The 24,192-nt window shown below is 41.5% G+C and carries 11 protein-coding genes and 18 pseudogenes; 18 read left to right on the forward strand and 11 right to left on the reverse strand.

The window, feature by feature from the left end; all coding sequences use genetic code 11:
* Positions 1–467: 467 nt before the first annotated feature.
* The 3 genes and pseudogenes from ITG10_RS25410 to ITG10_RS25420 all read left to right on the forward strand — a co-directional run bounded on the left by ITG10_RS25410 (position 468) and on the right by ITG10_RS25420 (position 2,178).
* The gene (locus ITG10_RS25410) at positions 468–695 is read left to right on the forward strand and encodes a hypothetical protein (protein WP_102463808.1); all 228 of its coding nucleotides are present in this window, start codon (positions 468–470) and stop codon (positions 693–695) included.
* Positions 696–794: 99 nt separating this feature from the next.
* Positions 795–1,266: pseudogene (locus tag ITG10_RS25415) on the forward strand (DDE-type integrase/transposase/recombinase); the annotation flags it as partial.
* A gap of 75 nt (positions 1,267–1,341) precedes the next feature.
* Positions 1,342–2,178 (forward strand): annotated as a pseudogene (locus ITG10_RS25420) (IS5 family transposase).
* 123 nt (positions 2,179–2,301) lie between these two features.
* On the opposite strand, the gene ITG10_RS25425 reads toward ITG10_RS25420, so the two are convergent.
* The 3 genes and pseudogenes from ITG10_RS25425 to ITG10_RS25435 all read right to left on the reverse strand — a co-directional run bounded on the left by ITG10_RS25425 (position 2,302) and on the right by ITG10_RS25435 (position 5,887).
* Positions 2,302–3,792 carry a hypothetical protein gene (locus ITG10_RS25425; protein ID WP_248387012.1) on the reverse strand — a complete coding sequence of 497 codons (1,491 nt, stop codon included), beginning with the start codon at positions 3,790–3,792 and terminating at the stop codon, positions 2,302–2,304.
* 595 nt (positions 3,793–4,387) lie between these two features.
* Positions 4,388–5,306, reverse strand: a pseudogene (locus ITG10_RS25430) (IS5 family transposase).
* 170 nt (positions 5,307–5,476) lie between these two features.
* A complete protein-coding gene (locus ITG10_RS25435) occupies positions 5,477–5,887 on the reverse strand; it encodes a hypothetical protein (RefSeq protein ID WP_016769046.1) in 411 nt (136 codons plus the stop codon).
* 305 nt (positions 5,888–6,192) lie between these two features.
* Between ITG10_RS25435 and ITG10_RS25440 the strand changes: the two are divergent.
* Positions 6,193–7,121, forward strand: a pseudogene (locus tag ITG10_RS25440) (IS5 family transposase).
* A 249-nt stretch (positions 7,122–7,370) separates the two neighbouring features.
* On the opposite strand, the gene ITG10_RS25445 reads toward ITG10_RS25440, so the two are convergent.
* Positions 7,371–8,399, reverse strand: coding sequence for an IS110 family transposase (locus ITG10_RS25445; RefSeq protein ID WP_017632805.1), 1,029 nt, complete (start codon positions 8,397–8,399; stop codon positions 7,371–7,373).
* Between the two features lie 118 nt (positions 8,400–8,517).
* Here ITG10_RS25445 and ITG10_RS25450 point away from each other — a divergent pair.
* Positions 8,518–8,643: pseudogene (locus ITG10_RS25450) on the forward strand (IS110 family transposase); the annotation flags it as partial.
* Positions 8,644–8,696: 53 nt separating this feature from the next.
* Here the strand turns inward: ITG10_RS25450 and ITG10_RS25455 are convergent.
* Positions 8,697–9,079, reverse strand: a pseudogene (locus tag ITG10_RS25455) (IS5/IS1182 family transposase); the annotation flags it as partial.
* A gap of 51 nt (positions 9,080–9,130) precedes the next feature.
* On the opposite strand from ITG10_RS25455, the gene ITG10_RS25460 reads away from it, so the two are divergent.
* Positions 9,131–9,607, forward strand: a complete 477-nt coding sequence (locus tag ITG10_RS25460; protein ID WP_248387013.1) for a helix-turn-helix domain-containing protein — start codon at positions 9,131–9,133, stop codon at positions 9,605–9,607.
* On the opposite strand, the pseudogene ITG10_RS25465 reads toward ITG10_RS25460, so the two are convergent.
* Positions 9,559–9,783: pseudogene (locus ITG10_RS25465) on the reverse strand (IS110 family transposase); the annotation flags it as partial. The gene ITG10_RS25460 and the pseudogene ITG10_RS25465 sit on opposite strands and share 49 nt — an antisense overlap.
* A 487-nt stretch (positions 9,784–10,270) precedes the next feature.
* Here ITG10_RS25465 and ITG10_RS25470 point away from each other — a divergent pair.
* From ITG10_RS25470 to ITG10_RS25490, 5 genes and pseudogenes are all read left to right on the forward strand, one after another.
* Entirely contained in the window at positions 10,271–11,677 is a 1,407-nt protein-coding gene (locus ITG10_RS25470; protein ID WP_017631285.1) for a hypothetical protein, read from the forward strand.
* Between the two features lie 449 nt (positions 11,678–12,126).
* Positions 12,127–12,441: a hypothetical protein gene (locus ITG10_RS25475; protein WP_032545065.1), complete on the forward strand. Its 315-nt coding sequence runs from the start codon at positions 12,127–12,129 to the stop codon at positions 12,439–12,441.
* 433 nt (positions 12,442–12,874) lie between these two features.
* A pseudogene (locus tag ITG10_RS25480) lies at positions 12,875–13,193 on the forward strand (IS66 family insertion sequence element accessory protein TnpB).
* A 5-nt stretch (positions 13,194–13,198) separates the two neighbouring features.
* Positions 13,199–13,303: pseudogene (gene tnpB / locus ITG10_RS25485) on the forward strand (IS66 family insertion sequence element accessory protein TnpB); the annotation flags it as partial.
* A gap of 45 nt (positions 13,304–13,348) precedes the next feature.
* A pseudogene (locus tag ITG10_RS25490) lies at positions 13,349–14,451 on the forward strand (IS66 family transposase); the annotation flags it as partial.
* Positions 14,452–14,851: 400 nt separating this feature from the next.
* Here the strand turns inward: ITG10_RS25490 and ITG10_RS25495 are convergent.
* Entirely contained in the window at positions 14,852–15,430 is a 579-nt protein-coding gene (locus ITG10_RS25495) for a porin family protein (RefSeq protein ID WP_016769054.1), read from the reverse strand.
* 52 nt (positions 15,431–15,482) lie between these two features.
* Positions 15,483–15,823, reverse strand: a pseudogene (locus ITG10_RS25500) (alpha/beta hydrolase); the annotation flags it as partial.
* A gap of 352 nt (positions 15,824–16,175) precedes the next feature.
* Here ITG10_RS25500 and ITG10_RS25505 point away from each other — a divergent pair.
* The 4 genes and pseudogenes from ITG10_RS25505 to ITG10_RS26535 all read left to right on the forward strand — a co-directional run.
* Positions 16,176–16,412 carry a hypothetical protein gene (locus ITG10_RS25505; protein ID WP_236610067.1) on the forward strand — a complete coding sequence of 79 codons (237 nt, stop codon included), beginning with the start codon at positions 16,176–16,178 and terminating at the stop codon, positions 16,410–16,412.
* A gap of 411 nt (positions 16,413–16,823) precedes the next feature.
* A pseudogene (locus ITG10_RS25510) lies at positions 16,824–18,143 on the forward strand (ATP-binding protein).
* A gap of 220 nt (positions 18,144–18,363) precedes the next feature.
* Positions 18,364–18,681, forward strand: coding sequence for a hypothetical protein (locus ITG10_RS25515; RefSeq protein ID WP_248372268.1), 318 nt, complete (start codon positions 18,364–18,366; stop codon positions 18,679–18,681).
* A 138-nt stretch (positions 18,682–18,819) separates the two neighbouring features.
* A pseudogene (locus ITG10_RS26535) lies at positions 18,820–19,084 on the forward strand (IS110 family transposase); the annotation flags it as partial.
* Positions 19,085–19,143: 59 nt separating this feature from the next.
* Here ITG10_RS26535 and ITG10_RS25520 read toward each other — a convergent pair.
* A pseudogene (locus ITG10_RS25520) lies at positions 19,144–20,182 on the reverse strand (IS481 family transposase).
* Positions 20,183–20,290: 108 nt separating this feature from the next.
* A pseudogene (locus ITG10_RS25525) lies at positions 20,291–20,479 on the reverse strand (transposase); the annotation flags it as partial.
* A gap of 276 nt (positions 20,480–20,755) precedes the next feature.
* Between ITG10_RS25525 and nrtS the strand changes: the two are divergent.
* The 3 genes and pseudogenes from nrtS (at position 20,756) to ITG10_RS25545 (ending at position 22,694) form a co-directional block, all read left to right on the forward strand.
* A pseudogene (nrtS, locus tag ITG10_RS25530) lies at positions 20,756–20,994 on the forward strand (nitrate/nitrite transporter NrtS).
* 2 nt (positions 20,995–20,996) lie between these two features.
* Positions 20,997–21,925, forward strand: a pseudogene (locus ITG10_RS26540) (methyl-accepting chemotaxis protein).
* Positions 21,926–21,962: 37 nt separating this feature from the next.
* Entirely contained in the window at positions 21,963–22,694 is a 732-nt protein-coding gene (locus ITG10_RS25545; RefSeq protein WP_248387015.1) for an EAL domain-containing protein, read from the forward strand.
* A gap of 679 nt (positions 22,695–23,373) precedes the next feature.
* Here ITG10_RS25545 and ITG10_RS25550 read toward each other — a convergent pair.
* Positions 23,374–24,190: pseudogene (locus ITG10_RS25550) on the reverse strand (IS5 family transposase).
* Between the last annotated feature and the right edge of the window lie 2 nt (positions 24,191–24,192).

Below are 24,192 nucleotides of genomic sequence, written 5' to 3' on the forward strand. Positions count from 1 at the left end.
GGGATAGGGATTTGAACCCTAGAAACTCCGACATTCATTCATTAAATAACCTGATATCAATAACTTAATCATAATGCAGACTAAATTTGCTAATGATTGACTTACCAAATTGACTATAGTTTGTTATTCGTAAATCCGTCAAGTAACGCTTCTAAAATATCCTATATTCGTTCACTTTAGACTAAAAATCACTCCCGCTCACAGGCCGCGTTTACACTAAATCACCTATAGTTGAAACTTGGGCAAACAGGCGCTTACTAGCAGGGTAGCTGTCACTGTTAGAATTTAACCAGTTTGGGCGATGAAGAGTAGTTGTGTCTCGTATCTCAGTAGAAAGAAAAGAAGCGATATTGAAGAAGCTATTGCCTCCCTATTCGATGTCAGTTAAATAAGTGTCGGAAGAGGAAGGAATTAGCACTGCGACCCTGTATCATTGGCGGCAGTAACTCAGACGTTCAGGAGCCGCTGTGCCAGATAGCAACACTTCATCAGAGCAGTGGTCTGCTCAAACTAAACTTGCCATTGTAGCTGAAACCGATTCAATGACAGAAAGTGAACTCAGCCAATATTGTCGTGAAAAGGTCTTTTTCCAGAACAAATCCAAAGCTGGCGCAGCGAATGTATGCAAGGGTTTAAGTCGAGTAAAGAGCAGGAAGCCGAGAGCCATTTACGGGGAAGAGCCAGAGGGCGACTAACCTCAACCGATGAAAGGCAGACCCTAGTGACTCTTATCCTTGAAGCGAAGCAATACGGATGTCGTTTAGAGCCAGCTGACATGAAGTTCAAATAGACTGAGAACGTACCGTCGCTGGTATCAGCAAGGTGAAGTTCAAACTCACAAAAGGCCAATATGCATCAGACCTGAGCCTGCTAACAAGCTGTCGCCGGAAGAGCGTGATGCGATTATAGAGGTGAGTATATCGCCTTTGAGTCGAGCAAATATCGAATACTGAGTACGCAGGGGCAACTCCACAAACGAGGTCGTCAGCGGAGCAGACAGAAGCAAGCGAAGCCAACAAGTTAGACAGCGACGGACTCGAACCAAGTCTAGACGTGGGATATCACTTACTTACCTTCAAGGGTTCGAGGCAACACTATTACCTATATGTCATTGAGGACATCTACAGCCGAAAAATTGTTGGTTATGAAGTGTATGAGCATGAATGCGGTGAGTTGGCGTCACAACTTCTGCAACGAACGTTGATGCGAGAGCAATGCTTCAATCAAGCGCTGGTTTTTCACTCAGACCATGGTGCACCGATGAGGCCTTGTTGCGTAATTCAATGGAACTAAAACAAGAGCCTACGATCAGATGAGCTACGTCCACTCTCTCTTAGCCCTATGCCTAAACCTCGTTACAAAACAACCAACTGGAAGCAATACAACCAATCACTCATTAACCGTGGCTCTCTGACTTTTGGGATTGATGAAGAGGCAATAAGCGGGTGGGCGCAAAGCAAACAGAATAAGCGCGGGAGGCCACGGCGGTTCAGTGATTTAGCTATCACGACAGCACTCATGGTGAAACGGATTTCTCTATGCCACTGAGAGCGCTGCAAGGATTTATCGACTCGATATTTAGGTTAGTCCATGTACCGTTAAGTTGACCGCATTACACCTGCATCAGTCGTAGAGCCAAGCAAGTTGAGGTCTCATTTAAGACTAAAACGAGAGGGGCGATACAGTACCTAGCCATTGATTCTACTGGCCTTAAAGTTTATGGCGAAGGTGAATGGAAAGTCAAAAAGCACGGGACAGATGTCAAGCGTAGAGTCTGGCGAAAACTTCATATTGCCGTCGATACAAGCACTTATGAGATCATTGCCGCCGAGCTTAGTTTGTCAACGGTTACAGATAGAGAAGTCTTCCTGAACTTACTGAAACAAACACGCCGAAGTATCTTTGAGGTGTCTGGTGATGGCGCTTACAACACGGGAGCGTGGTCACCCTCGAAATCTCGCCGTGGGTTGCCAGAAATTATACGGCTCAAAGAAGTATTGGAAAGAGCGATATGGATACAACAGACGTTCACTCTCAGAACCGGCGATGTATCAAGTTAAACAGTTGCTAGGAGGAATATTGAGCTTAAGAAATTACAATGCAAAGGTGGGTGAAACTTACGCGATGATAAAAGCGTTGGACAAGCTTACTGGGTTAGGCGCACCATTAACTTTATAGGATGAGTCTATTCTGATTAACTACGCTCTATCTGGGCCAGCAGAAATCTAGCCCAGATTCAAGATGACAAGTACCTAATTAAAAAGCGTAGCTATCAATTCAGAACAGGATTAGCACAAATTATCATTTAAAATCTTGAGCCCAAAATGACTGAATACCTGCTTTAGCAGAGGGCTTAGCGTCTCTAGAGGCAATACCCACTATAGTATGACCTGCTCCCATAACGTTCTGACAATGCCCTTCGTGTCCAGCCCAACTGCTATGGCCTGCATTATTTTTGTTGCCGTCAGTTCTAGGCTCTGTATAACCAATAATTGGAATAATTGCTGATTTAGATTCTAATACGAATGCGTTTTGCGCATTAAGATGTCCCCAATGACCTTGAGCATTTCGGTTATATTGTTCATCTGAGGTGATTTGCGCATCAGTTTTCAAACTATCATTCCAAGCGACTGGTGAAACGGCTGGGTAGACACCAGCTGGATCTTTCCCGTGCGAATCGCAATAACGTGCTGTAGAGCGCGCGCAGTTTGTTGCTATCACAGTTTGATACCCAATAGCACTACTTGTTACGCCCTTAGGAATATTAACGATCTTACACCAGTTTTTGCTAGCTACACTACCACCAGGAGAGCTCCCAAACACTGTACCATCAAGTATTTTACTTCCTGTCAGTGCATTGAAATCATAAACGTCAGTGTTAACATTATTGCTTACAGATAACGTAATCAATCCATTATTATCCACATTAAACAATGCATTTCCGGCATTATTCGCAGCCGCTACTATATGTGGCCCTTGAATAGATAACCAGGCAGGTCCAAAACTATCTTCAAGTTGTTCACCATAAGCTTTTGCTAAGAATTCATATGTGTGTAGTGCGCTCTTAGCTCCAGATGAATCAATAGAAAAGACTGTTCCAACCTGTGCCAACTTTAACTTTGCATCCATTTTTGCATTTTTGAACTCATATGAGGCAAGCAAATTATTACTGCATTTCTGGCCAGTAGCAGAATAGCCATACGCATACTCTGCAATATTCCCGTCAACGGTAAGAACATTAGCATCACGTTGAGCAGACAATTGCGTCGATTTATAACAATGCCACTCGTTCCCATTTTGAATGATGATGGTCGCTTTTGCAGGACCTCCTATAGCAGGGGATGGTGATGTCGAGAATTGTATTTGTGTGTTAACGATATCTGCCCCTCCAAACAAAGGCACATTGTTTGACACTGCTATCTTGTCATAATGTTTGAAAGTACTGTTCTGCGAAGCATTAGCATTTTCAAGCAAACCATTAATTACAGTAAAGATATTACCTTTAGGCGTAGGTTGTACCGAATTGTTGATTCCACCAACCTTACTTGTAACCGGTCCTAATCCGCCGATTTGATTTTTTAACTGTGTTATTTGTTGACTGGTTAATACACCTTTCGGCTGATTTAATAACGTCTGTATCTGTTGATTTGTCAATGTACTTACAGGTTGTTGCATTAAATTTGAAATCTGCTTAGGTGTTAAATTTTGTGTATGAGTATTTGTTCCATCAGAAGATGAATTACAAGCGGCAAGTAATATTGGAGCTAATAAAATAAAAAAACGTGAATACATAGAACAAGTCCTCAGGATGATTATACGAAATACGAACGATGAAGTAATAATTGCACGCGATGTTCAATTAAAACAATTACATAAAAATCAATTGGATAGCAATACAGCCCCATATTGACGCTCAAAAAACAGAGGAGATAATGCCCTAATTTATATTTATTTATAATAGTTAAAATCAATATAACCTTGAAGTTCTCAAATATGAGACAAGGTTTTTCTATGTATAAATCAAGAGTAAGCATTTAAATTTAAATTTAAATTTAAATAATGTAATCAATAAATTAGACCACAAAAGCAGAACAAAATAAAAAAACAGTGTACATAATCGATTTATTTTGATACGTGACAGGTGAAAAATCTCTAAGTAATGTTAGGGATTATATGATTTTAGATGAACATTGAGTGTAAACCCTACTCAATATGAAGGATTTATCATAAATGAAATACAAAGAACCTTATAGATTTACATTTAAATAACAACAAAATATTCCCTTTTAAATATAAAAATGAATATATGTGAAGAGTTGTGTAAATTCGTAATGGCTTTGTTGCGTAATTAAATTTAGAGATAGAGCCACCCCGTTTCGCGTATTTCTTAGTCAATACGACAAGTTTCAGGCATACCTAACCCAGTAAGCTTGTCCAACGCTTTTATCATCGCGTAAGTTTCACCCACCTGTGCATTGTAATTTCTTAAGCTCAATCGTCCTCCTAGCAACTGTTTAACTCGATACATCGCCGTTTCTGAGAGTGAACGTCTGTGGTATCCATACCGCTCTTTCCAGTACTTATTTGAGCCGTATAATTTCTGGCAACCCACGGTGAGATTTCGAGGGTGAGCACGCCCCCAGAAGGCTGCCCCTTCTCTTGGGGGAACAAGCGCAGTGGCTCCCTGAATCTGAATCGCAGCGTGACACGCTCCCGTGTCGTAAGCGCCATCACCAGACACCTCAAAGATACTTCGGCGTGTTTGTTTCAGTAAGTTCGGGAAGACTTCTCCATCTGTAACCGTTGATAAACTAAGCTCGGCGGCAATGATCTCATAATTGCTTGTATCGACGGCAATATGAAGTTTTCGCCAGACTCTACGCTTGCTGTCTGTCCCGTACTTTTTGACTTTCCATTCACCTTCTCCATAAACCTTAAGGCCAGTAGAATCAATGGCTAGGTGCTGTATTGACCTTCTCGTTTTAGTCTTAAATGAGACCTCAACTTGCTTGGCTCTACGGCTGATGCAGGTGTAATGCGGTCAACTTAACGGTACATGGACCAACCTAAATATCGAGTCGATAAATCCTTGCAGCGCTCTCAGTGGCATAGAGAAATCCGTTTCACCATGAGTGCTGTCGTGATAGTTAAATCACTGAACCGACGCGGCCTCCCGCGCTTATTCTGTTTGCTTTGCGCCCACCCGCTTATTGCCTCTTCATCAATCAAAAAGTCAGAGAGCCACGGTTAATGAGTGATTGGTTGTATTGCTTCCAGTTGGTTGTTTTGTAACGAGGTTTAGGCATAGGGCTAAGAGAGAGTGGACGTAGCTCATCAGATCGTAGGTTCTTGCTTTAGTTCCATTGAATTACGCGACAAAGCCCGTGTTTTGCTCAGCTTAAGGCTGATATTGTAATATTTAACAAATCGAGCTTATCTCTGGTATTAACATATTCTAATACGTATTACTTTTTTCTTAATTTATGGTGAGGCTGTGCGAATTGTCGTAACGTAAGACGTTGTAATAAAATGCGGCAACCAATGAGGTTCCCAAGCAACTTATCGCCGTAAAATCCGACGCAAAAAAACGAAGAATTAATGCCATTGGAAAACTAAAAACGATGCACCAACCCACCGTATACAACACGTTAGAGAATACGCCACTGGCTTTATAAGGTCTATTGTAACGATCAATGATAAAACAGAGCGCCGCTAAAGTTAAAAATATCGCCATGACAAAATTAATGCTAGAAAGCTCTCCATACCCAGGTAATCCCCCGTCCCACCTCGGCTCCATAGCTCCAAGTTGATTAGAATAGTTAATCACCGAGGAAAGTAGTGAATAGATTAATGTGAACGCTTTCGTTGTTAATTCTTGTAATATCATGATGCTCTCCATTATAAGTCCTTATACTAAAATAAAGATTAGTGGAAATAAGTACAGGCAATAAAACAGTGTATTTTATTATTCTCATTATTGAGAATAATTTAGAGATAAAGTGGAAATTAATGCTCTGTTTATAATAATCTTGTTTCTTATGAAACAATAAATCAGCGTCAGTCGCTGATTTTTAACGTTGTTGTACCAAACGGCGTTATTTACTAAATCAGTTGAACTTTTCCTCAGTCCTGCGATCTGATCCCATGTAGTAGATGCATGGTGGTGTCATGGGTAAGTAGAAGAAGAAGAAGATAACGAACTGGAACAAGTATAATGAAGCCTTATGTAAAAGAGGCTCAGTCACATTTTGGATTGATGACTCAGCCGTTGAAGCGTGGCAATGCAAGAGTCACCATGGCAAACGTGGTAGAGGCTTTCAATTTTCTGATACCACTATTGAAACTGCTTTGATGATAAAAAGCATATTCTCTCTCCCGTTACGTGCGCTCCAAGGTTTTATCGACTCTATATTTGCATTGATGAGTGTCCCTTTACGTTCCTCTGACTACACCAGTATCAGTATCAGTATCAGTATCAGTATCAGTATCAGTATCAGTATCAGTAAGCGTTCAAAGACGGTTCAGGAAAAATACAAGAATAAATCCAAAGGCCCAGTTCGCCATATTGCGATTGATTCAACAGGTTTGAAAGTCTTTGGGGAAGGTGAATGGAAAGTTAAAAAGCATGGAGCAGAAAAACGTAGGACTTGGCGTAAATTGCACCTCGCTGTTGATTTCGTTACCCACGATGTGATTAGCGCAGAAGTCAGTCTCGTCAATGTTGGTGATAGTGAAGAGCTCCCAACACTATTGAACCCGCTTCGTAGAAAGGTTCATTCTGTCTCTGCTGATGGTGCTTATGACACCAAAAGGTGTCATGAAGTATTACAGAGTAAGGGCTGCAAGCCTCTCATACCTCCCAGAAAAAATGCGGGTTATTGGCAGGAGGGGCATCCTCGGAATGATGCGGTCGATGCACTTAAAACGATATGTTAGCTCAGTGGAAAACTGACTCTGGCTATCACAACCGTTCAATCTCTGAGACCGCAATGTCTCGATATAAAGGACTGACTAGCGGTACATTGAGCTTGAGATGTTATAACGCTCAAGTTGGTGAGGCATTGGCCAATGTGAAAGCAATGAACAAAGTCCTAGGGCTAGGTATCCCTGTTAGAAACTAACAGGTAAACACCGTAGGATAACTGCGTCCTCTACCTGATTTGATCATATATGGACACTTCCTATTGGCAAGTAGTAAATCTGAAAATTTTAGGTAAAAGATTGCAGACATATATCCGAGTTCAAGGACTCTTAATGATTTCCGCTGAGCATGCTCTTATCAACAACACGAACTTGAAAGTCCTAAGATCAAATCAGAGTTCCATACTCACGGTCTTACCTGTTTTCTCATTTTCACTTCATGCGCAATTTTAGATAGATAGTAATTCAGGATTGTAATGTTGCTGATTAGCCAATAAAGCCCATGCAATTCGAGCATTCCGATTAGCCAATGCGACTATTGCCACATTCTTGTGTTTTCGTTTCAGTAAGTCATTCAACCAGCGGTGAGTATAAGTGGTTGACTGTTGTTTTAAGTGTCCGAGAACAGCTCTTGCACCATGCACTAGTAGTCTTCGTAAATAGCCATCCCCCCTCTTGCTTATACCAAGCAATACTTGTTTGCCACCCGTTGAAAACTGCTTAGGTACAAGTCCAATCCATGCAGATACCTGCCGTCCATTATTAAAAGATGCGGGGTCACCTATACTGGCAACAAGTGCGGTGGCAGTTATAGGGCCAATTCCAGGGATCTCTGCAATTCTTTTAGAATCAACATTCGTACTGTGCCATTGTTCAATTTCTTTTGTTAACGCACTAATTCGTGAAGAAAGCTCATCAATCAGTTCTTTTAAATGAGCAACCAAACAGCGAACCGATGGAGACAAATTATTTTCAGCATCCTCTAAAACCATAGGGATCTGCTTGTTAAGTGATGCACTTCCTTTAGGAAAGACAAGACCAAACTCAGCCAGCAACCCACGTAATTGATTAGTTTGGCCAGTTTTCACTGATACTAATCTTTCTCTAGCTTTGTGAACAGAAAGGATTGATTGCTGTTCAATCGATTTTATGGGTACGAAACGCATGTTAGGACGAGTTACCGCTTCACAGATTGCTTCAGCATCAGCGGTATCGTTCTTATTTGATTTCACATAGGGCTTAACAAACTGCGGAGGCATAAGCTTAACGTCATGGCCAAATTGCTTGAATACTCTTGCCCAATAATGAGCACTGGAGCAAGCTTCCATACCAACAAGACAAGGAGGCATATTGTTCAACGTTTCGGACAACTTCTTTCTGCTGATATTTTTCTTCAAAAGAACTTTACCTGATGAATCTACTCCGTGAAGAGCAAAAGAAGATTTAGCTAAGTCGATACCTAAAGTTGCAATGGTCATGGTCTCTTCCTTATTTATGTTACCGACTATAAGTTTAGACGGTGGGTGGAAGTGTCCATATCATTAACAACGCCGTACCAAACTAATAGTACAATCAGTGAGAACAGGAGTAACAAGTATGTCTATTAAAGCTATCGGTATCGATATAGCAAAAAATCTCTTCCAAGTATATGTGTTGAGTACTGATGGACAAATTTTGATAAGCAGAAAGGTAAAGCGAGATAAGTTTCTTGATACTATCCGCGGCTTTGTTGCGTAATTAGATTAAAGATAGAGCAACTCCGTTTCGGGTATTTCTTAGTCAACACGACAAGTTTCAGGCATACCTACCCTGTAAGCTTGTTCAATGCTTTTATCATCGCGAAAGCTTCACCCACCTTTGCATTGTCGTTTCTTAAGCTCAGTTGCCCTCCTAGCAACTGTTTAATTCGATATATCGCTATTTCTGAGATTGAACGTTTGTGGTATCCATACCGCTCTTTCCAATACTTATTTGAGCCCTATAAATTCTGGCAACCCACGGCGAGATTTCGCGGGTGACCACGCTCCTAGAAGGCGACCTCTTCTCTTGGGGGAATAAGGGCAATGGCTCTCTTAATCTTAGTAGCAGCGTGGCAAACTCTCGTGTCGTAAGCGCCATCACCAGACACCTCAAGGATACTTCGGCGTGTTTGTTTTATACCAATCCCGTTAATTTTATGATCTATTGAGGACTCTTAAAAGGAGTCCTTATGAAGCATGATTTTCCGAGTTTGATTAATTCCACATCCAACGCTCGACTTAAAATACGTTATTTGGCTGTTTCTCATTTTGTTGACGGTAAAAGTCACCTTGAAATAGCTAAGTACCTTAAAGTTAGCAGAGTAAGCGTTAATAAATGGGTTAAAGCATATCTCGATAATGGTCTTGAAGGGCTTCAGGAGAAAACATACTCAGGTAGACCTCACCGCCTAACTGACGAACAGAAATCGCAATTCAAAGAATATGTTGTCGAACATGCCATTAATAAGAATGGTGGTCGTCTCCAAGCGAAAGAGGTTGGGCTTTATATAGAAAGTAATTTCGATACATCATATAAAAAGTCAGCGCTCTATCAGTTATTACACGATACCGCTCTGAGTTGGATTACTACTCGCTCTAAATATTCTAAGCAGTCAGTTATGAGTGATACCTTTAAACCAAGCCCTAAAAAGACTCGTCCCCAATAATGTGATAATGCACATGACTCTATAGCCAGCAGGGTATTATCTGGAGGTTGACCGATTGTATGGAGCAATCTGTCTCGATGAACCTTACGGTTTGGCGAGATAGTACCATCAATATTCAATACGCATACTTGAAAGAAATCCTTGGCTAAATCGATACCGACAACTTTAATGGACATGGTTGTTACTCCTACTTTTTAATAGCTGTACCTTTAGTGCGGTACAACAACGCTAGAAGGGAAGTGCGCCCATCACATCGAAGCCGACGCAGGCCGCTAAGACGACAACTTCGTCGGTTCTTAAGACTTTGTTTTTTTAATCCAATTGCATTTAAGAATGTTTTTTGTTTTAAATCAAAAACTTAAGTTAGGTTAACAATGAGAGTTCCGCATTTTATAAAATAAACATTGGGCTTTATATTTGTTTTTCATCTAACCACTCCGTCTCATAGTTGAGATTAATTAAATTATGTTCGCCTTTCTCTTTACAGAAAATTAATTTTGTCAGACTATCGCCACCAATTGAACAGTGTTTTATTTTAATTTAGGAAATTTACATCTAAAGCCTACGCTCGGAGTTTTGTCCAAAGGACCTGTATTTTTTCAAAGTAAATACAGCCATCACTTTTGTCATGGTTCGATTTTTCATGAATAAGGATTAGTAAATATGAAACTCAAACAGATTAATTCATTAATAATCATGGTGTTATCTGTTACCGCTTGCGGTGGTGGAGGTGGGTCATCGAGCCCAAGCTCTTCTGGTTCGACTCAGCCGACAATAGCAAGCACACCAACACCTAAAACATCAACTACATCGGTCACTAATACGGCATCGAATGTGGCTGTTCCTGCGTTAGTCGGCCAAAGTGCTGATATTATTCCAATGAGTAACAATATAGTTCATGTTGTACGCGGTCTTATGTTTGCTCAGGAAGCTCAAAGAGGACAAGTGTTAGCAGACAATACGTGGCTTAATCTCGACTTATCAACCGATCTTGATTTAGCGTATGGCGGTGATATTTCAACGGTAAACATAATGATGTCGAAACCGACTGTTATCCAACAAGGGGCTATTGCACGTTGCTATAGTTCAAATAATCTAACGGTAAAACAGGAAGGTCGGAAGTTATATATTGATGGTGCTATTTCGGAATATGCAACAGACACAAATCGTCTACCAGGAAATAAATTCGTTAGTCATTGTTTAACCAAAATAAAGTTGTCAGAATTTGCGTTTAATAACTCTGTAGTAAATGAAGCACTATTTGTCGAAGCTATTGATACTGTTTCTTATAAAGGTTCAAGTACAATAGGGCATGCGTTTTTACCTACGTACCAATTTACCGCTTTGGTTTATGAACATAATTTAAAAAAATTGCACGGTGATGCCTGGGCTATAATGCAGAACGAATATATTAACGATGCTGCCAAAGAGCTGGGGAATCACCTTTTTAAACAAAGTTTGAATTCAATCGATATTGATATTACCCCCTTAACTAGCGAAGCGTTAATTGATTTTGATAGTTTAGATAAATCTCAATTGCTAATCGGTAGTATTTGGGGATCGCCAGGTGCCGACACTGCAGACAAACGTTGGTGCAAGATTGTCAATTTCCCTGAAAATTCACATGCAGATACGATAAAATATCAAACAGTGATTGCGGTCAACTGTGCTCGTTCGACAAAGCGTTGGTGTGGTACCAAATATTACAATAAAGCTTTAGACGCCGTAGCACCAATCGCTTGGAGTGATTCGGCAGCTCGAACAGCTAAGCTAACAGCGTACGCAGAGAAACTGAGAGCGACCGTTACAAAATCTCAATCTAACCTGCCTAACGTATCACCGGTAAGATCACATTCTGCTATAAAACCTTTGTTTGGTGACGGTTATCCACAAACCAATACCATACTGAATCAAAGTAATAACGCAGGTTCTGCCTCTCAAACTGGGCGTACAATTTCATGCCAAGACATCATGAATCCAAGTCATACTGAAATCGGAATCGGATATAGCAACTCCCCTGCTAGTACAACCAATACTATGCATGATTTCTGGACTCATCAGTTAAATTAGTCGAGCAAAGATATTACAATTGAAACAGTATCAAGCTCATAATGATTTGCCGAGAAAGTCGTCATTGATGGTAGTAAAATTAGCTACGCAATATGGAATAAACTGAATTTGTAACTTTGATTAACGAGTTATTCATCTTAGTACTAGTTAAATTTTTGGGTATTAAATACTTGGACTACATCGCCGATCAGAGTTAACACAGGGTCAAAAAAAAACGGTAAGCTTAGGGGTTAAGGTCAATTAAAGAGTCTCTGTAAGTCGTCATGGTAGGGAAGTGTGGCTGTGTTCAAGCGCAGCTAAAAAAGTTAGGAGGTAAGGCCATTGATTGCTTCTATGCAGCTTTCAAAGAAATAGTGCCTAAAGGCCATACCTGTTACGACACAACAACTATTTTTGGCCATGGCCGTTTTAAGGCTATATACAAGATATTTAGTTATAGGGGAAACAACATGAAAAAGGTAGCATTCTGGCTGATGTTAGTCACGGCTTCACTCGTTATTATGGGGTGTTCTGCTAAACAAGCCTCACGACTGGGTTTTCGCCAAAGCACTGTCACTCGGAATGCACAACAGATGTCCAACATAGAAGTTTGCGAAGTACAACTCTATAGAAGAAGCACAACCCAATCACGGGCAGCTGTAGCTAGTGAGTGGTCTCGCCGTAAACTTTCTCGCTCGTATTGTGATGATGCTTTAAATGAACTGTATATTGCTACATTCACAAAATGGCTAATGAAAGAAAATAAAAGTCCCCCAAATAATTAAATTCTGGCAGGCTTGCTGATAATTTCTTCGGCTTTGAGCCTGTTGAGTAATTAAGTTTAGAGCTATCCCGTTTCGTATATTTCTTAGTCAGTACGACAGGTTTCACATATACCTAACCCAGCAAGCTTATTTAACACTTTTATTCTGTGGATACAGAAAACTACAAGTGTACCTGTGGATGAATACCTTTAGAGATGGCACGATGACTAAATGCAATATTACACCTCGTACCACAATGTTTATTACATGAAATGTCACGTAGTTTGGGTAATTAAGTACCGTCGGAAAATCCTGAGTCTTGGTATGTGCAGCTACCTACAGAAAGTTATACCAAAGTTACTGCGAAGTTTACCGTAAGCGTACCATGAAGCCCGCATTCTAATCTTTCAGCACGAAGAATAAGATCAACTCTCCAACCCAAAGGAGAGTTGAAATGGCAAAACGACGCACCAATCTAGAATGGCAAACACTGTTTGAACAATATGAAAGCAGCAATATTACACAGCGTGCTTTTTGCGAACAACATAGACTGAGTTTATCCACGTTTCTTCGCCAAGCGGCGTCAACTCCAAACAGCAAACCAATCGGAATCTGTCGGATTTGTTAGAGCCGAAATCGTCGAAAAGACAACGAAGTATCAGGCGCAGATAGCTACGGCTAACATGACACTGCTCGTCAATGATGTGGAGTTGAGCATTCCTCAAGGCACGCCAGCGACCTATCTTGCTGAACTCATTGGAGCGTTGTCATGAAAGGTATGCTTAGCGCTCCAGACATTTATCTTTATCGTGAAAGTGTCGATTTTAGAAAGTCCATCAACGGCCTGGCGGCGATTATCGAAAATGATACGGACTTGCCTCTTGGTAGCGGGGCGCTGTTCCTGTTTACCAACAAACAGCGCGATAAGATTAAGGTGCTGGAATATGTTCGCCCTAAGTACGCTTGCCCCCAGTGCGAAAAAGCAGGCGACAGTAGCCGTATCGTTCAGAAGCCATCCCCTCAGAGCCTCATACCTAAAAGCTTCGCCACAGAAAGCTTGCTGGCCAACATCATTCTTGGCAAATACCAATACGCAATGCCACTTTACCGCCAAGAATCGCTGTTTACCCAGTCAGATATCGAGTTATCACGTACCACGATGACAAGGTGGGTCATCCAAGTCAGCGAGAAGTTCGCTCCGCTGTATGCGGCCTTGAAAGAGCACCTACTCCAACAAGTGGTGGTGCAGGTGGATGAAACGCCACCAATGTGCTCAAGGAAGAGAAGATGCGTTATATGTGGCTCTACTGCTCAGGCGCTGACTCGCCCGAAGCGGCATTACCGAATGTGAAAAATATCGTCTTGTACGACTATCAAAACAGTCGCGCGAGGGCGTGCCCTATTGCCTTTTTAGGCGACTACAACGGTTATCTACAAACCGATGGCTACGCGGCTTATGATGGTCTACATCAGGTCACTAATGTGGGGTGCTTAGCGTATGCTCGTCGTAAGTTCATGGATGCTAAGAAGCTTCAAGGGAAAGATAAGTCGGGGAAGGTTGATAAGGCGCTGGCTAAAATCCAAAAACTCTACGGAATAGAATCACGCTTAAAAGGTGCGCCTGTCGAAAAGCGGAAAGCAGAGCGTCAAGCGTATTCCAAGCCGATACTGGATGAACTTTACCAATGGATGACAACCCAGAAGGTGATAGGCTCAAGCCCATTAGGTAAAGCGATAAAATACACGCTCGGCCAATGGCCGAAGCTCATCCGCTACGTCGATTACGGTCACTTATCGATAGAAAATAACCGCGCTGAACGTGCAATTAAACCTCTGGTCATTGGCAGGAAGAACTGGTTGTTCTCGAACACAACAAATGGTGCTGACGCGAGTGCGATGATTTACAGTATCGTCGAGACAGAGGAAGCCAACGGCCTAATCCTCTACGGCTACATGGTCAAGTGCATGAAGGTCCAGGCGAAAGCTGAGCCTGATATCAACGCACTCTTACCTTGGAACTTCAAACATTAACAGCATCGCCCCGTGGGTTCATGGGGCGTTTACATCCAAGTTTGCATGGACGAGAAGTGTGGACGATGTTGAAACAAGAGCAGATAGATGTAGAAGGTCAGACGGCCCTTGAACGATTCTATGCACTCACAGCGTAATTGTACCTGTAGGGGGATCTGTCACACCTCTAACTAAATTTGTGACAAAACCGTCTTGTCTTAGAGTGCATAAGAGTTCCATCACCTTCAATTACAGCAATTATAAATAAAGATGGCTTCAGAATTTCAGCTCGTTGTTTACCGTTTTTATAGATATAGTCTGTCACTTTCGATGTATTGCTGAGAACGAACTGAACAGCAATACATCGCCAAGCCTTAATGACTAGAGTTTAGGGAATCTCTATAATTCAAATATAAAGCCTCTAGAAGTCGTACGAAGCACCTATCATAACGGTACTAAACGCTGTGTCTCTGCTTTTAAGTCTTTTACCGTTATTATCAGTGAATTCAATATTTACGGCATCTGCCTGTGAAATCAGACGTAACGTAAGCCTGTCAATTGGAGTATATTCAACGCCAATTCCGAAATGGAAACCGGCACCAGAATCGTCATCAATTTTGTAATTACTACCCTTACCAGAATTCAGGTCAACATAGCTAAGTCCAGCAACAAAGAAAGGTCGTATTGAATTATCAAATGTGTAACCGACATTAGCCGAAACAGACAATGCTGTTGGAGAGAACACTTTGTCACCAACTTTCGAATCGTAGTCACCATAATCGGTGTAGCCAAGTTCAACACCGATTATGCGGTTAAATTGATAACCACCATAAACGCTATATCCCATGCTTTCAGCATCTAGATTGCCACCACCATCGGTATCTGAATCTTGATGGACACCAAAGCCGGCCCCAATGTATGAGCCTCCTTCGATATTCGCAGCAAATGTAGGAAATGAAACCAAACCAACTAGGCCTAATAGAAATGTAGATTTAAGCATGTAAATATCCTTTTAACTTGATGTGTCGTAATGAATTTATATTATAGACCACTTACTCAAGATGAGTAATGAAATTGTATTTTTCCGAGTCTGCTTTCGTTATCCAGTATTCGCCAACTGCCGGGACAGAATCCAAGATAAAGATATAGAAACCAATCCCTTTTTCTCCCAACATAGTTTTAAAGTAGGTCGCTTGCCTACGATGACTCTCGTCAGTGTATGGGAATTATTTGGCCGTTTTATCGTCCTCAGCCCAGCTGTGTACACCTATTTGCTTATTCAATTCAATTGCTTTGGTGGCGTCTGCACGTTGTAAAATCCGTGGACTACCGGCTGCGAAACCAGATCTGTGCCGCCAGAAAACACCGAACCCGTTGGGGTTACTATTGTAGTCCATGTCTTTTGCTCTAATGAAATCGTTTTCGATAGGGAGACTTTATTGTTTATCTGCCAAATTATCTGTCATGAGTATGTATGGATATGTATACTTTTTTAGGACGTTATTTTTTGTTTCTTATTCATCCACACCACATAAAATTAGCGTAGAACATATTTAACCAATCAGTTTAGGTATTTTTTGCGAAGTAATTAAACTCAATATGCAATATTTATTAAGCTAAAGATGAAGGTAATTCACGACATTTCATTTAAGTTAACACTCGATTAGGTTTGCGGTCGAATGGCAAACTCTAAAATGGTCACCGTGGAAGGCGATCTGTAACTTCAGAAATATTTCAAGATTACTTTGTCGTTCAACATTATGTGTCCTGCCTATGGCTGTAATGTTGCGCAGACCATCCTCATCGAACAACTTGACATCGTATTGCTGGATTTAATGCTTCCTGTAACCGCTAGACTGACAATGTTCCGACAGACGCATACACTCTATAAAGGTAAAGTATTGATACTCACCACTGGTGATGACGACTTTGATCGTATTGCGGGTAAGAAAGGACTGATGACTCTGCCATCAAGCCAATGAAACCAAGATTTCTACTGGCCTGGAGTTCGTTCACTATTACGCTGCCAAAACTGCTTCAGACGGTGGTTCAAATAACCTTCAATTTGATTAACTCGCTCTGAAAAAACATATAATAAATATGAACTTTCAGGTGCAGTTTATCACTCACAGATCGCGAGTTTGATCGACTTTATTAGCAAGCAATTCAGATACGCCGTAATCACTTGACTATTTGACGAAGATACTGGTTAGCATTGAGTATGACAGGATCGACCGGACGATTAATAACAAGGTTGTGCGCCTAAGACAAATGCTCGGTGACGACCATGCTCGAGCAAAAATAATTCAGATCATTCACGATAAAGACTACTTATTTTTTTAACCGCTAGGTATTAACTTCGCTCACTACGAGCGTAATAAACGAGAACGATTATGCGACGTATTTATTTGGAGTCTTTATTGGGGCTGTTAGTTTGCTTTTATTGGTATTGTCGCCTACGAAGTTTCTGTCTATCAACTCAATACCGACTACGACTATGTGCTGCAAGATTACGAAGCGACAGCCCACCAGCAACTCATAGCAAACATCGCAAAAAATCAAAGCCTTAAAGCGGCTCATCAAGCGATAGATCAATTTGTGGAGACCTCTCAAAATATACTCGTCACGTTCAGTTCAAATGATGAAATACCGGGGCCAGTTTCGGAGTTTTTTAGTACTCACCCGAATAGCTTTATCTTTCACGATGATGAACGAAATCTTTGGTTTCGTTTAGCAGGCAGTGATAACACTTATCATTACCTACCCGATAATCAAGCATTTGTTCGAGAAAAAATAGAATTGGAAGATAACCTCATTTGGGTATTCTTTTTGGCTAGTTGTATCGTTTACGGCGTAAGTCATCTGTTAATTATTTTCCGCCGTGTTAGAAAGCTTGAGGTTGCCACTTTGCGTTTTTCTGAAGGCGATCTCTCGACACGAGCCGAGACTTCAAGTGGTATTGCGATTGGTTCACTGAACAAATCCTTTAACCTAATGGCCGACCGAATTCATCACTTAATTGAAAGTAACCGCTCACTCACCAAAGCCGTTGCTCATGAATTACGCACGCCGATATTTCGTATTCAATGGCAAACTGAAATACTCAAAGACACGCCGCTTAATGAATCGCAACAACACACCGTTGAAAGTATTATCGAAGATACAGAAGAGATGGAAAAGATGGTCGAAGAACTGTTGTGCTACGCCAAATTTGATAGCATTGACCTCGAAAAAGCAACCCCAGTCATTAGAGATAAGAGACGTTTCTCGAGCACGCGATGACACGCTGGAACAAAGACACAGAGCTCAACATCGACTTATCACTGCCAGAACAACCTAGCTCAATACTAGCGGATGAAACTCTGCTTATCCGAGCCTTAGATAACCTAGTACGTAACGCAATGAAGTTCGCACGTTCACAGATGTCGATTGAAGCCAGCGTGCATCAAGATCAGCTACAGATTGCGGTACATGACGATGGTGATGGCGTAGCACAAGAACACCAGGCTCGTCTGTTTGAACCCTTTTACGTGGGCGATAAAGCGCGTAATAAAGCTAAGAGTGGCCATGGCTTGGGGCTTTCAATCGTCGATAAGATCTGTGCTCAACACAACGCAACCGTGGAGGTTGGTCAGAGCCCAACCTTAAAAGGTGCGGTATTTACTATTACCATTCAGATATGTAATGACTCAACTGACAAACCCATACAGTAACTACAAAACATCTCTGGAATAATGTCCAACATCGGTCGGGAGATGCTGTCTCCCAATGAACTTATTGAGTCTAGATAATCATGACACGGTCGTTTATGGCTTGTCATTACAGCACTGTTAATTAGAAGCAAAGTAAACCGTTACTTATTAATTCGTACTTTGTTAGCAGTTGAAGCCATAGGCTTACTATCTAAATTCCCAATTATTCTTAAGGTATTTTATGAAAAAGTTATTGTGTGTTTTAGGCGTTATCTCTCTAGCAGGTTGTTCAGGTATTAGCCATAACGATGAGGTTTACACAGCGCATGCTGAAAGCTTCAATATTATCGGTTTCCAAGTACCTGGTAACACTCAAGATCGTGCAATGGAGTTAGTGCCAGAAGGAGCAACGGTTGAGACAATTCGCTCAACAAACTCTGATACAAGCTCTGCTATGGGGATCATCAATCGTATTATCGGTATCGAATACATTCAAGTCGGTGGTAAAAGCAATAATTTAATTACTGTTCGTTTAGGTAGCAGCTATGTAGATAAATAGCCTAAGCCAGTGACATTGAAGTGACCCCATAAAGTTGGACATTTTTGTTAAGCGGCTTTCAAGGCCTGAGTTCGATATTCTATCGGAGTCAGGCCTTTTAGTTTCACTTTTATACGTTTGCTGTCTTCTACGACTACACCTTCTATTGTGGCTGTTGAAGGGTGTGCTAGCTGCCATTATTGGGGACGTTTCGCTGAACGGTTTAGTCACGATGTACGAATCATTAACCCAAAGAAAGCTAAAGGCAATCTTGAAGGTCCACAAAACTGACGCGAATGATGCGTTGGCTGTAGCGAATGCCGCATTACAAATTGATCTTAAATGCAGTAAGCCCAAAACAATTGACCAGCAAGGACTCCATTTTCTTGAAACCAGTCGTCAGTTATTAACTCGTTCTATGGTTTTGTACTAATTCAGACCTGATCTGACAGTTACCCACTTTTAGACTCGGTGACTGTCAGATTATATCTGGGCTAAATTCTTTTCAGCCCAGATTGATTTCCCATCCTCTAATGTTTCTATTGGCGTTCTGCCGCAGCACATTTTTCCTTGATGGGTACGATGATTGCTGTAGTAGTCCATCCATTCGTCCAGATCTTTCTGCAACTCTTCCATCGAGCCATACAGTTTTTTTCTGAATGTTACTTGGTAGAACTCATTCAATATGGTCTTGTGGAAGCGTTCGCAGATACCATTTGTCTGCGGTGACATTGCTTTCGTTTTTGTGTGGTCGATATCATTGATGGCCAGATAGAGTTGATAGTCATGTTGATCAACACGGCCACAGTATTCAGTACCTCGGTCTGTCAAGATTCTCAACATTGGCAGCTCATGATTCTCGAAGAACGGCAGAACCTTGTCATTCAACATATCTGTTGCGGTGATTGGTGTTTTTGTCGTGTAGAGTTTTGCGAAAGCTATTTTTGCTGTAGGTATCAACGAACGTCTGCTGATAGATACGCCCAACCCCTTTAAGATTGCCAACATAGAATGTGTCTTGAGAGCCTAGATAGCCTGGGTGTGCGGTCTCTATCTCACCACAAACTTCATCATCATGCTTTTTGCGCTCGAGAGCTGCGACTTGCTCTTCCGTTAGAATGATACCGTTCTCAGCAACTTGTTTTCTAAGGCAATGAGGCGTTTTTTGAAGTTTTCTAGGTCGTTGCGGAGCCAGATTGAGCGCACGACACTTGGAGATAAAGACACCCAGTTTACGTAGTTCATTGCTTGTTCTAACTTGCCCATGAGCAGGAAAGTCGATGGCGTATTTTAGGACGGCTTGTTCAGTTTCACTATCGACTCGATTCTTTAAGTTTGGTGTTCTTCTGCTCTGATTAATCAGAGCATCAATACCGCCAGTTTCAACCAACTCTTGATAGCGATAAAACGTGTCTCGAGAGACACCCATAACCTTACAGGCTCGAGATACATTACCAAGCTCTTCTGCAAGATTGAGAAGCCCAGCTTTGTGTTTGATTATTGGATTGCTAGTATGAAGCATGAGAGTTACCTCTTATTGTCTTTGATTGATGACTAAGCACCTTTAATCAAAGTGGGTAACTCTCTTCTTTTCAAATTGAAGTGTCAGATCTAGTCTGAATTAGTACACTTTAATCATCAAAGCTGTTTCAATAGCAGTATCAGGAAATTGAAAGCCTCTACCACGTTTGCCATGGTGGCTTTTGCATTGCCATGCTTCAACGGCAGAGTCGTCAATCCAAAACGTTACTGAGCCTCATTTGCACAAGGCTTCATTATATTCACTCCAGTTCGTTATCTTCTTCTTAGATTTACCCAAAACATCACCATGTTTTGACTACATGGGATCAGATCGCACTATTGAGGAAAGGTTCAACTGATTTAGTCAACAACGCCATTCACATTTACTTACATCGAATTACGCAACAAAGCCTCAATGCGAAAGAACACTGCTAAGGCACATAGAACTTTTAGCGATTGAATATACTCAATTAACCTTACGTAAGTTGCAGTTGAACACCACTATTAATTTGAACAATCGTTCAATAATATATATGATTCACCAAAACAATACTCATCTAAACAGAGGTTGCAGATGCCTTTAGCTCAGTTTATTAAAACCGCAGGCGAACCTACGATACTGAAACGCTCACTCAAGGTTTCTCTCATAGTTGGCACCATTCTTATGTTCATTAATCACGGTGACAAATTGCTCTCCAGCAACATTGACATAACGCTGATCATTAAGATCTTGATGACTTACTGCGTACCCTTTGTGTGTCTACCCAAGCCAGCGTTTCTGCAACTCTTCAATCCCGAAAGAAGGCCGTCTAATAATGATATTTTCGTTTAAAAACCGTCATCGGATATTGTCGAAGTTCATACTAGCCATCTTGCAGAACTGAAGAAAGTCTCTGAAAAGTACTCTCTATTCAAACAGAATGATCCCACCGACTATGCGAAGAAAAATTTACGTCAATGCAGCCAATGTCCATAAAGCGTCACGAAGTCGTGCTGAGTCGATTAAACAGAGCTATGAGTTAGTGAATCACTTTATCGAGCAGTCAGAAAGTATTAACAAGCTGTCTTGTGAGAGCCATCAATACTCCAGTCAAACGGCAGAAACTGCGGCTAATACCATCGACAAGCTGGAGGCTTTGGAAGAGCAAGTATTAGTTTCCAAAGAAAAGATCTGCCAGTTTAGCGAACTGCTCGAATCACTGAATGAGATTAACAAGAACGTCACCCAATTGGTGGATTCTATTAAAGGTATCGCTGCACAAACAAACCTGTTGGCGCTTAATGCCGCGATTGAAGCCGCTCGAGCTGGGGAGCACGGCCGCGGTTTTGCAGTAGTCGCAGACGAAGTCCGTCAACTTGCGAACACGGCGAATCAGTCTGCTGAGAACATCGACACTGAAATGGCGTCGATTTCAAAGATATCAGACAGCATTTTCAACAAACAAAAGAGGTTGAGGACGTCATTATTCTTAGCTCAGAAGTAACCAAAAACACCATGCATAACATGAAGAACTTGATGAACATGTCGCTTGATAGTAAAACAGCTTCTAAAACCATCATGGACGCCATTGAGGCTCAACTGTCCGACTCCAACACGGTTAAGCAAAACATGGAAGCCCTAGTTGAAGACACCAAGCTATCAATAAGCCTCTCGGGCAACAATCATGAACTCGCGGAACAGATCCTCAACTCTTTATCTTATCTGCAACTGAATGATAAAACGGACCAGAAAAGAAATGCTTAACTCCGATAGCGTGTAAGCAAACAAGGAAAATTGCGACATGAACCAAAGCCAAACACCACTTGAAACAGGGACTGCTGTTTCACTGAGTGATATCTTAAGTGAGCGTTCACTATATTCATATGTTCAGTCTATTAGAGATCTTAAACGCCAGACCACTTATGGACATGAGGTTTTAGTTCGTGGTCCTTCAGACTCCTTGTGGCATCGACCCGATCAGTTGTTTATCGCTGCTCAATCACAACAACTCAGCAGGCAGTTGGAAATTGTCATCCTCGAAGTTCATCTTGAAAACATTGCCGCCCATACATCTATAGGATGTTACACCGTTAATCTTGCTCCTAACCTGTTGTTAGATATAACCGTATTTCAGATACTAAACCGCTACGCACTGGCTGAAAGAATTAAGATTGAGCTCACTGAACACTTACCGATACGTGACTGGCAACCAATAAAACAGCGAATGGCTCAATTGAGAAAGCAAGGCTATCAGTTCTGGCTTGACGATGTTGGCTGCGGATTTTTTGATTTGGCGCTGATCGATGAAGTCAAACCAGAGGTAGTCAAACTTTGCATCAAAATCATCAGCAGACTTACGTTTGATCCTACTCTAGTTGATGAAATAAAAGCGGTCGTCAAAGCGGTTCATGACTACGGTGGCGCTGTTTTAGCTGAAGGGATTGAGGAGCACGTACAGCTCGATATGGCGGAGCAACTGAACATCGATCTAGCACAAGGCTATCTTTTTGATAAGCCACAGCCACTTATTTGAGTCACAAAAACCTAGTCCTCAATAAAAATCGTACAGTTGGACTTTGATATCCTTATTGTTCTATAATATTGAGATTATAAATATAGCCACATTTATCTAAAAATACCAACAAGTATACTTTGCTTCAAGTAGAACAAATCCACCCAACTGAAGAGGTATACCAAATCTCAAAGTCACTCAACATTATCACTCGCGCATGCTCCGCTCTTTTGATTTTCGCAGTAACGCTACAACCACAGAACACACGCATACAAGATCAAGTATAATTGAAATTACCGCACAAGAGGGACAAAACACTGCTCTTGCTGACTTCCTTTCGGTTGGTGCACAACTCGTTAAGAGCTACGATCCTGACACATTGTTCAATAATTAGGAGGGTAGATATGACTTTTTGTAAAGTTTTGTCCAATAGTGTGCAAGCCCCTGCTCTCGTATGACATTAGGGAATGGGTTCTTCTCCGCTTAAATGAGTCTGTAAATTAACAAAAAAATATCCGCCCTCTTAGAAGACGGTTTTGCTTTATAGCCCCCTAGAAGGGGGCGTCCACGCTATCAGTTCTTCAATAACTGAAGTTGTTGTTCATACTCTATGTCCTGTTTATCTTGGTGTCGGACATATCATCGAGGCTTTGTTGCGTGATTAAGTTGAGAGACAGAGCTAACCCGTTTCGTGTGTTTCTTAGTCAATAAAATAAGTTTCAGGCATATCTAACCCTGTAAGCTTGTTCAACGCTTTTATCGTCGCGTAATTTTCACCTACCTATGCATTGTAATTTCTTAAGCTCAATTGCCCTCCTAGCAACTGTTTAACTCGATACATCGCTGTTTCAGAGAGTGGACGTTTGTGATATCCAAACCGCTCTTTCCAATACTTATTCAAGCCGTTTAACTTCTGACAACCCACGGCGAGATTTCGAGGGTGACCACGCTCTCGTGTCGTAAGCGCCATCACGAGACAACTCAAACATACTTCGCCGTGTTTGTTTCAGTAAATTCGGGAGTACTTCTCCATCTGTAACCGTTGATAAACTTAGCTCGACGGCAATATGAAGCTTTCGCCAGACTCTACGTTTGCCATCCGTCCCGTGTTTTTTGACTTTCCATTCACCTTCGCCATAAACCTTAAGGCCTGTAGCATCAATAACTAAGTGCTGTATTGCTCCTCTCTTTTTAGCCTTAAATGAGACCTCAACTTGCTTGGCTCTACGACTGATGCAGGTGTAATGTGGACAGCTTAATGGAATATGGGCAAGTCTAAAGATCGAGTCGATAAACCCTTACAGCGCTCTCAGCGACATAGAAAAAACTCGCTTCACCATGAGCGCTGTCGTGATAGATAGATCACTAAACCGACGAGGCCTCTCGCGCTTATTCTGTTTGCTTTGCGCCCACCCGCTTATCGCCTCTTCATCAATCCAAAAGGTCAGAGAGCCACGGTTAATGAGTGATTGGTTGCATTGCTTCCAGTTGGTTGTTTTGTAACGAGGTTTAGACATGT

The organism is Vibrio sp. ED004, assembly GCF_023206395.1.
GTDB lineage: Bacteria > Pseudomonadota > Gammaproteobacteria > Enterobacterales > Vibrionaceae > Vibrio.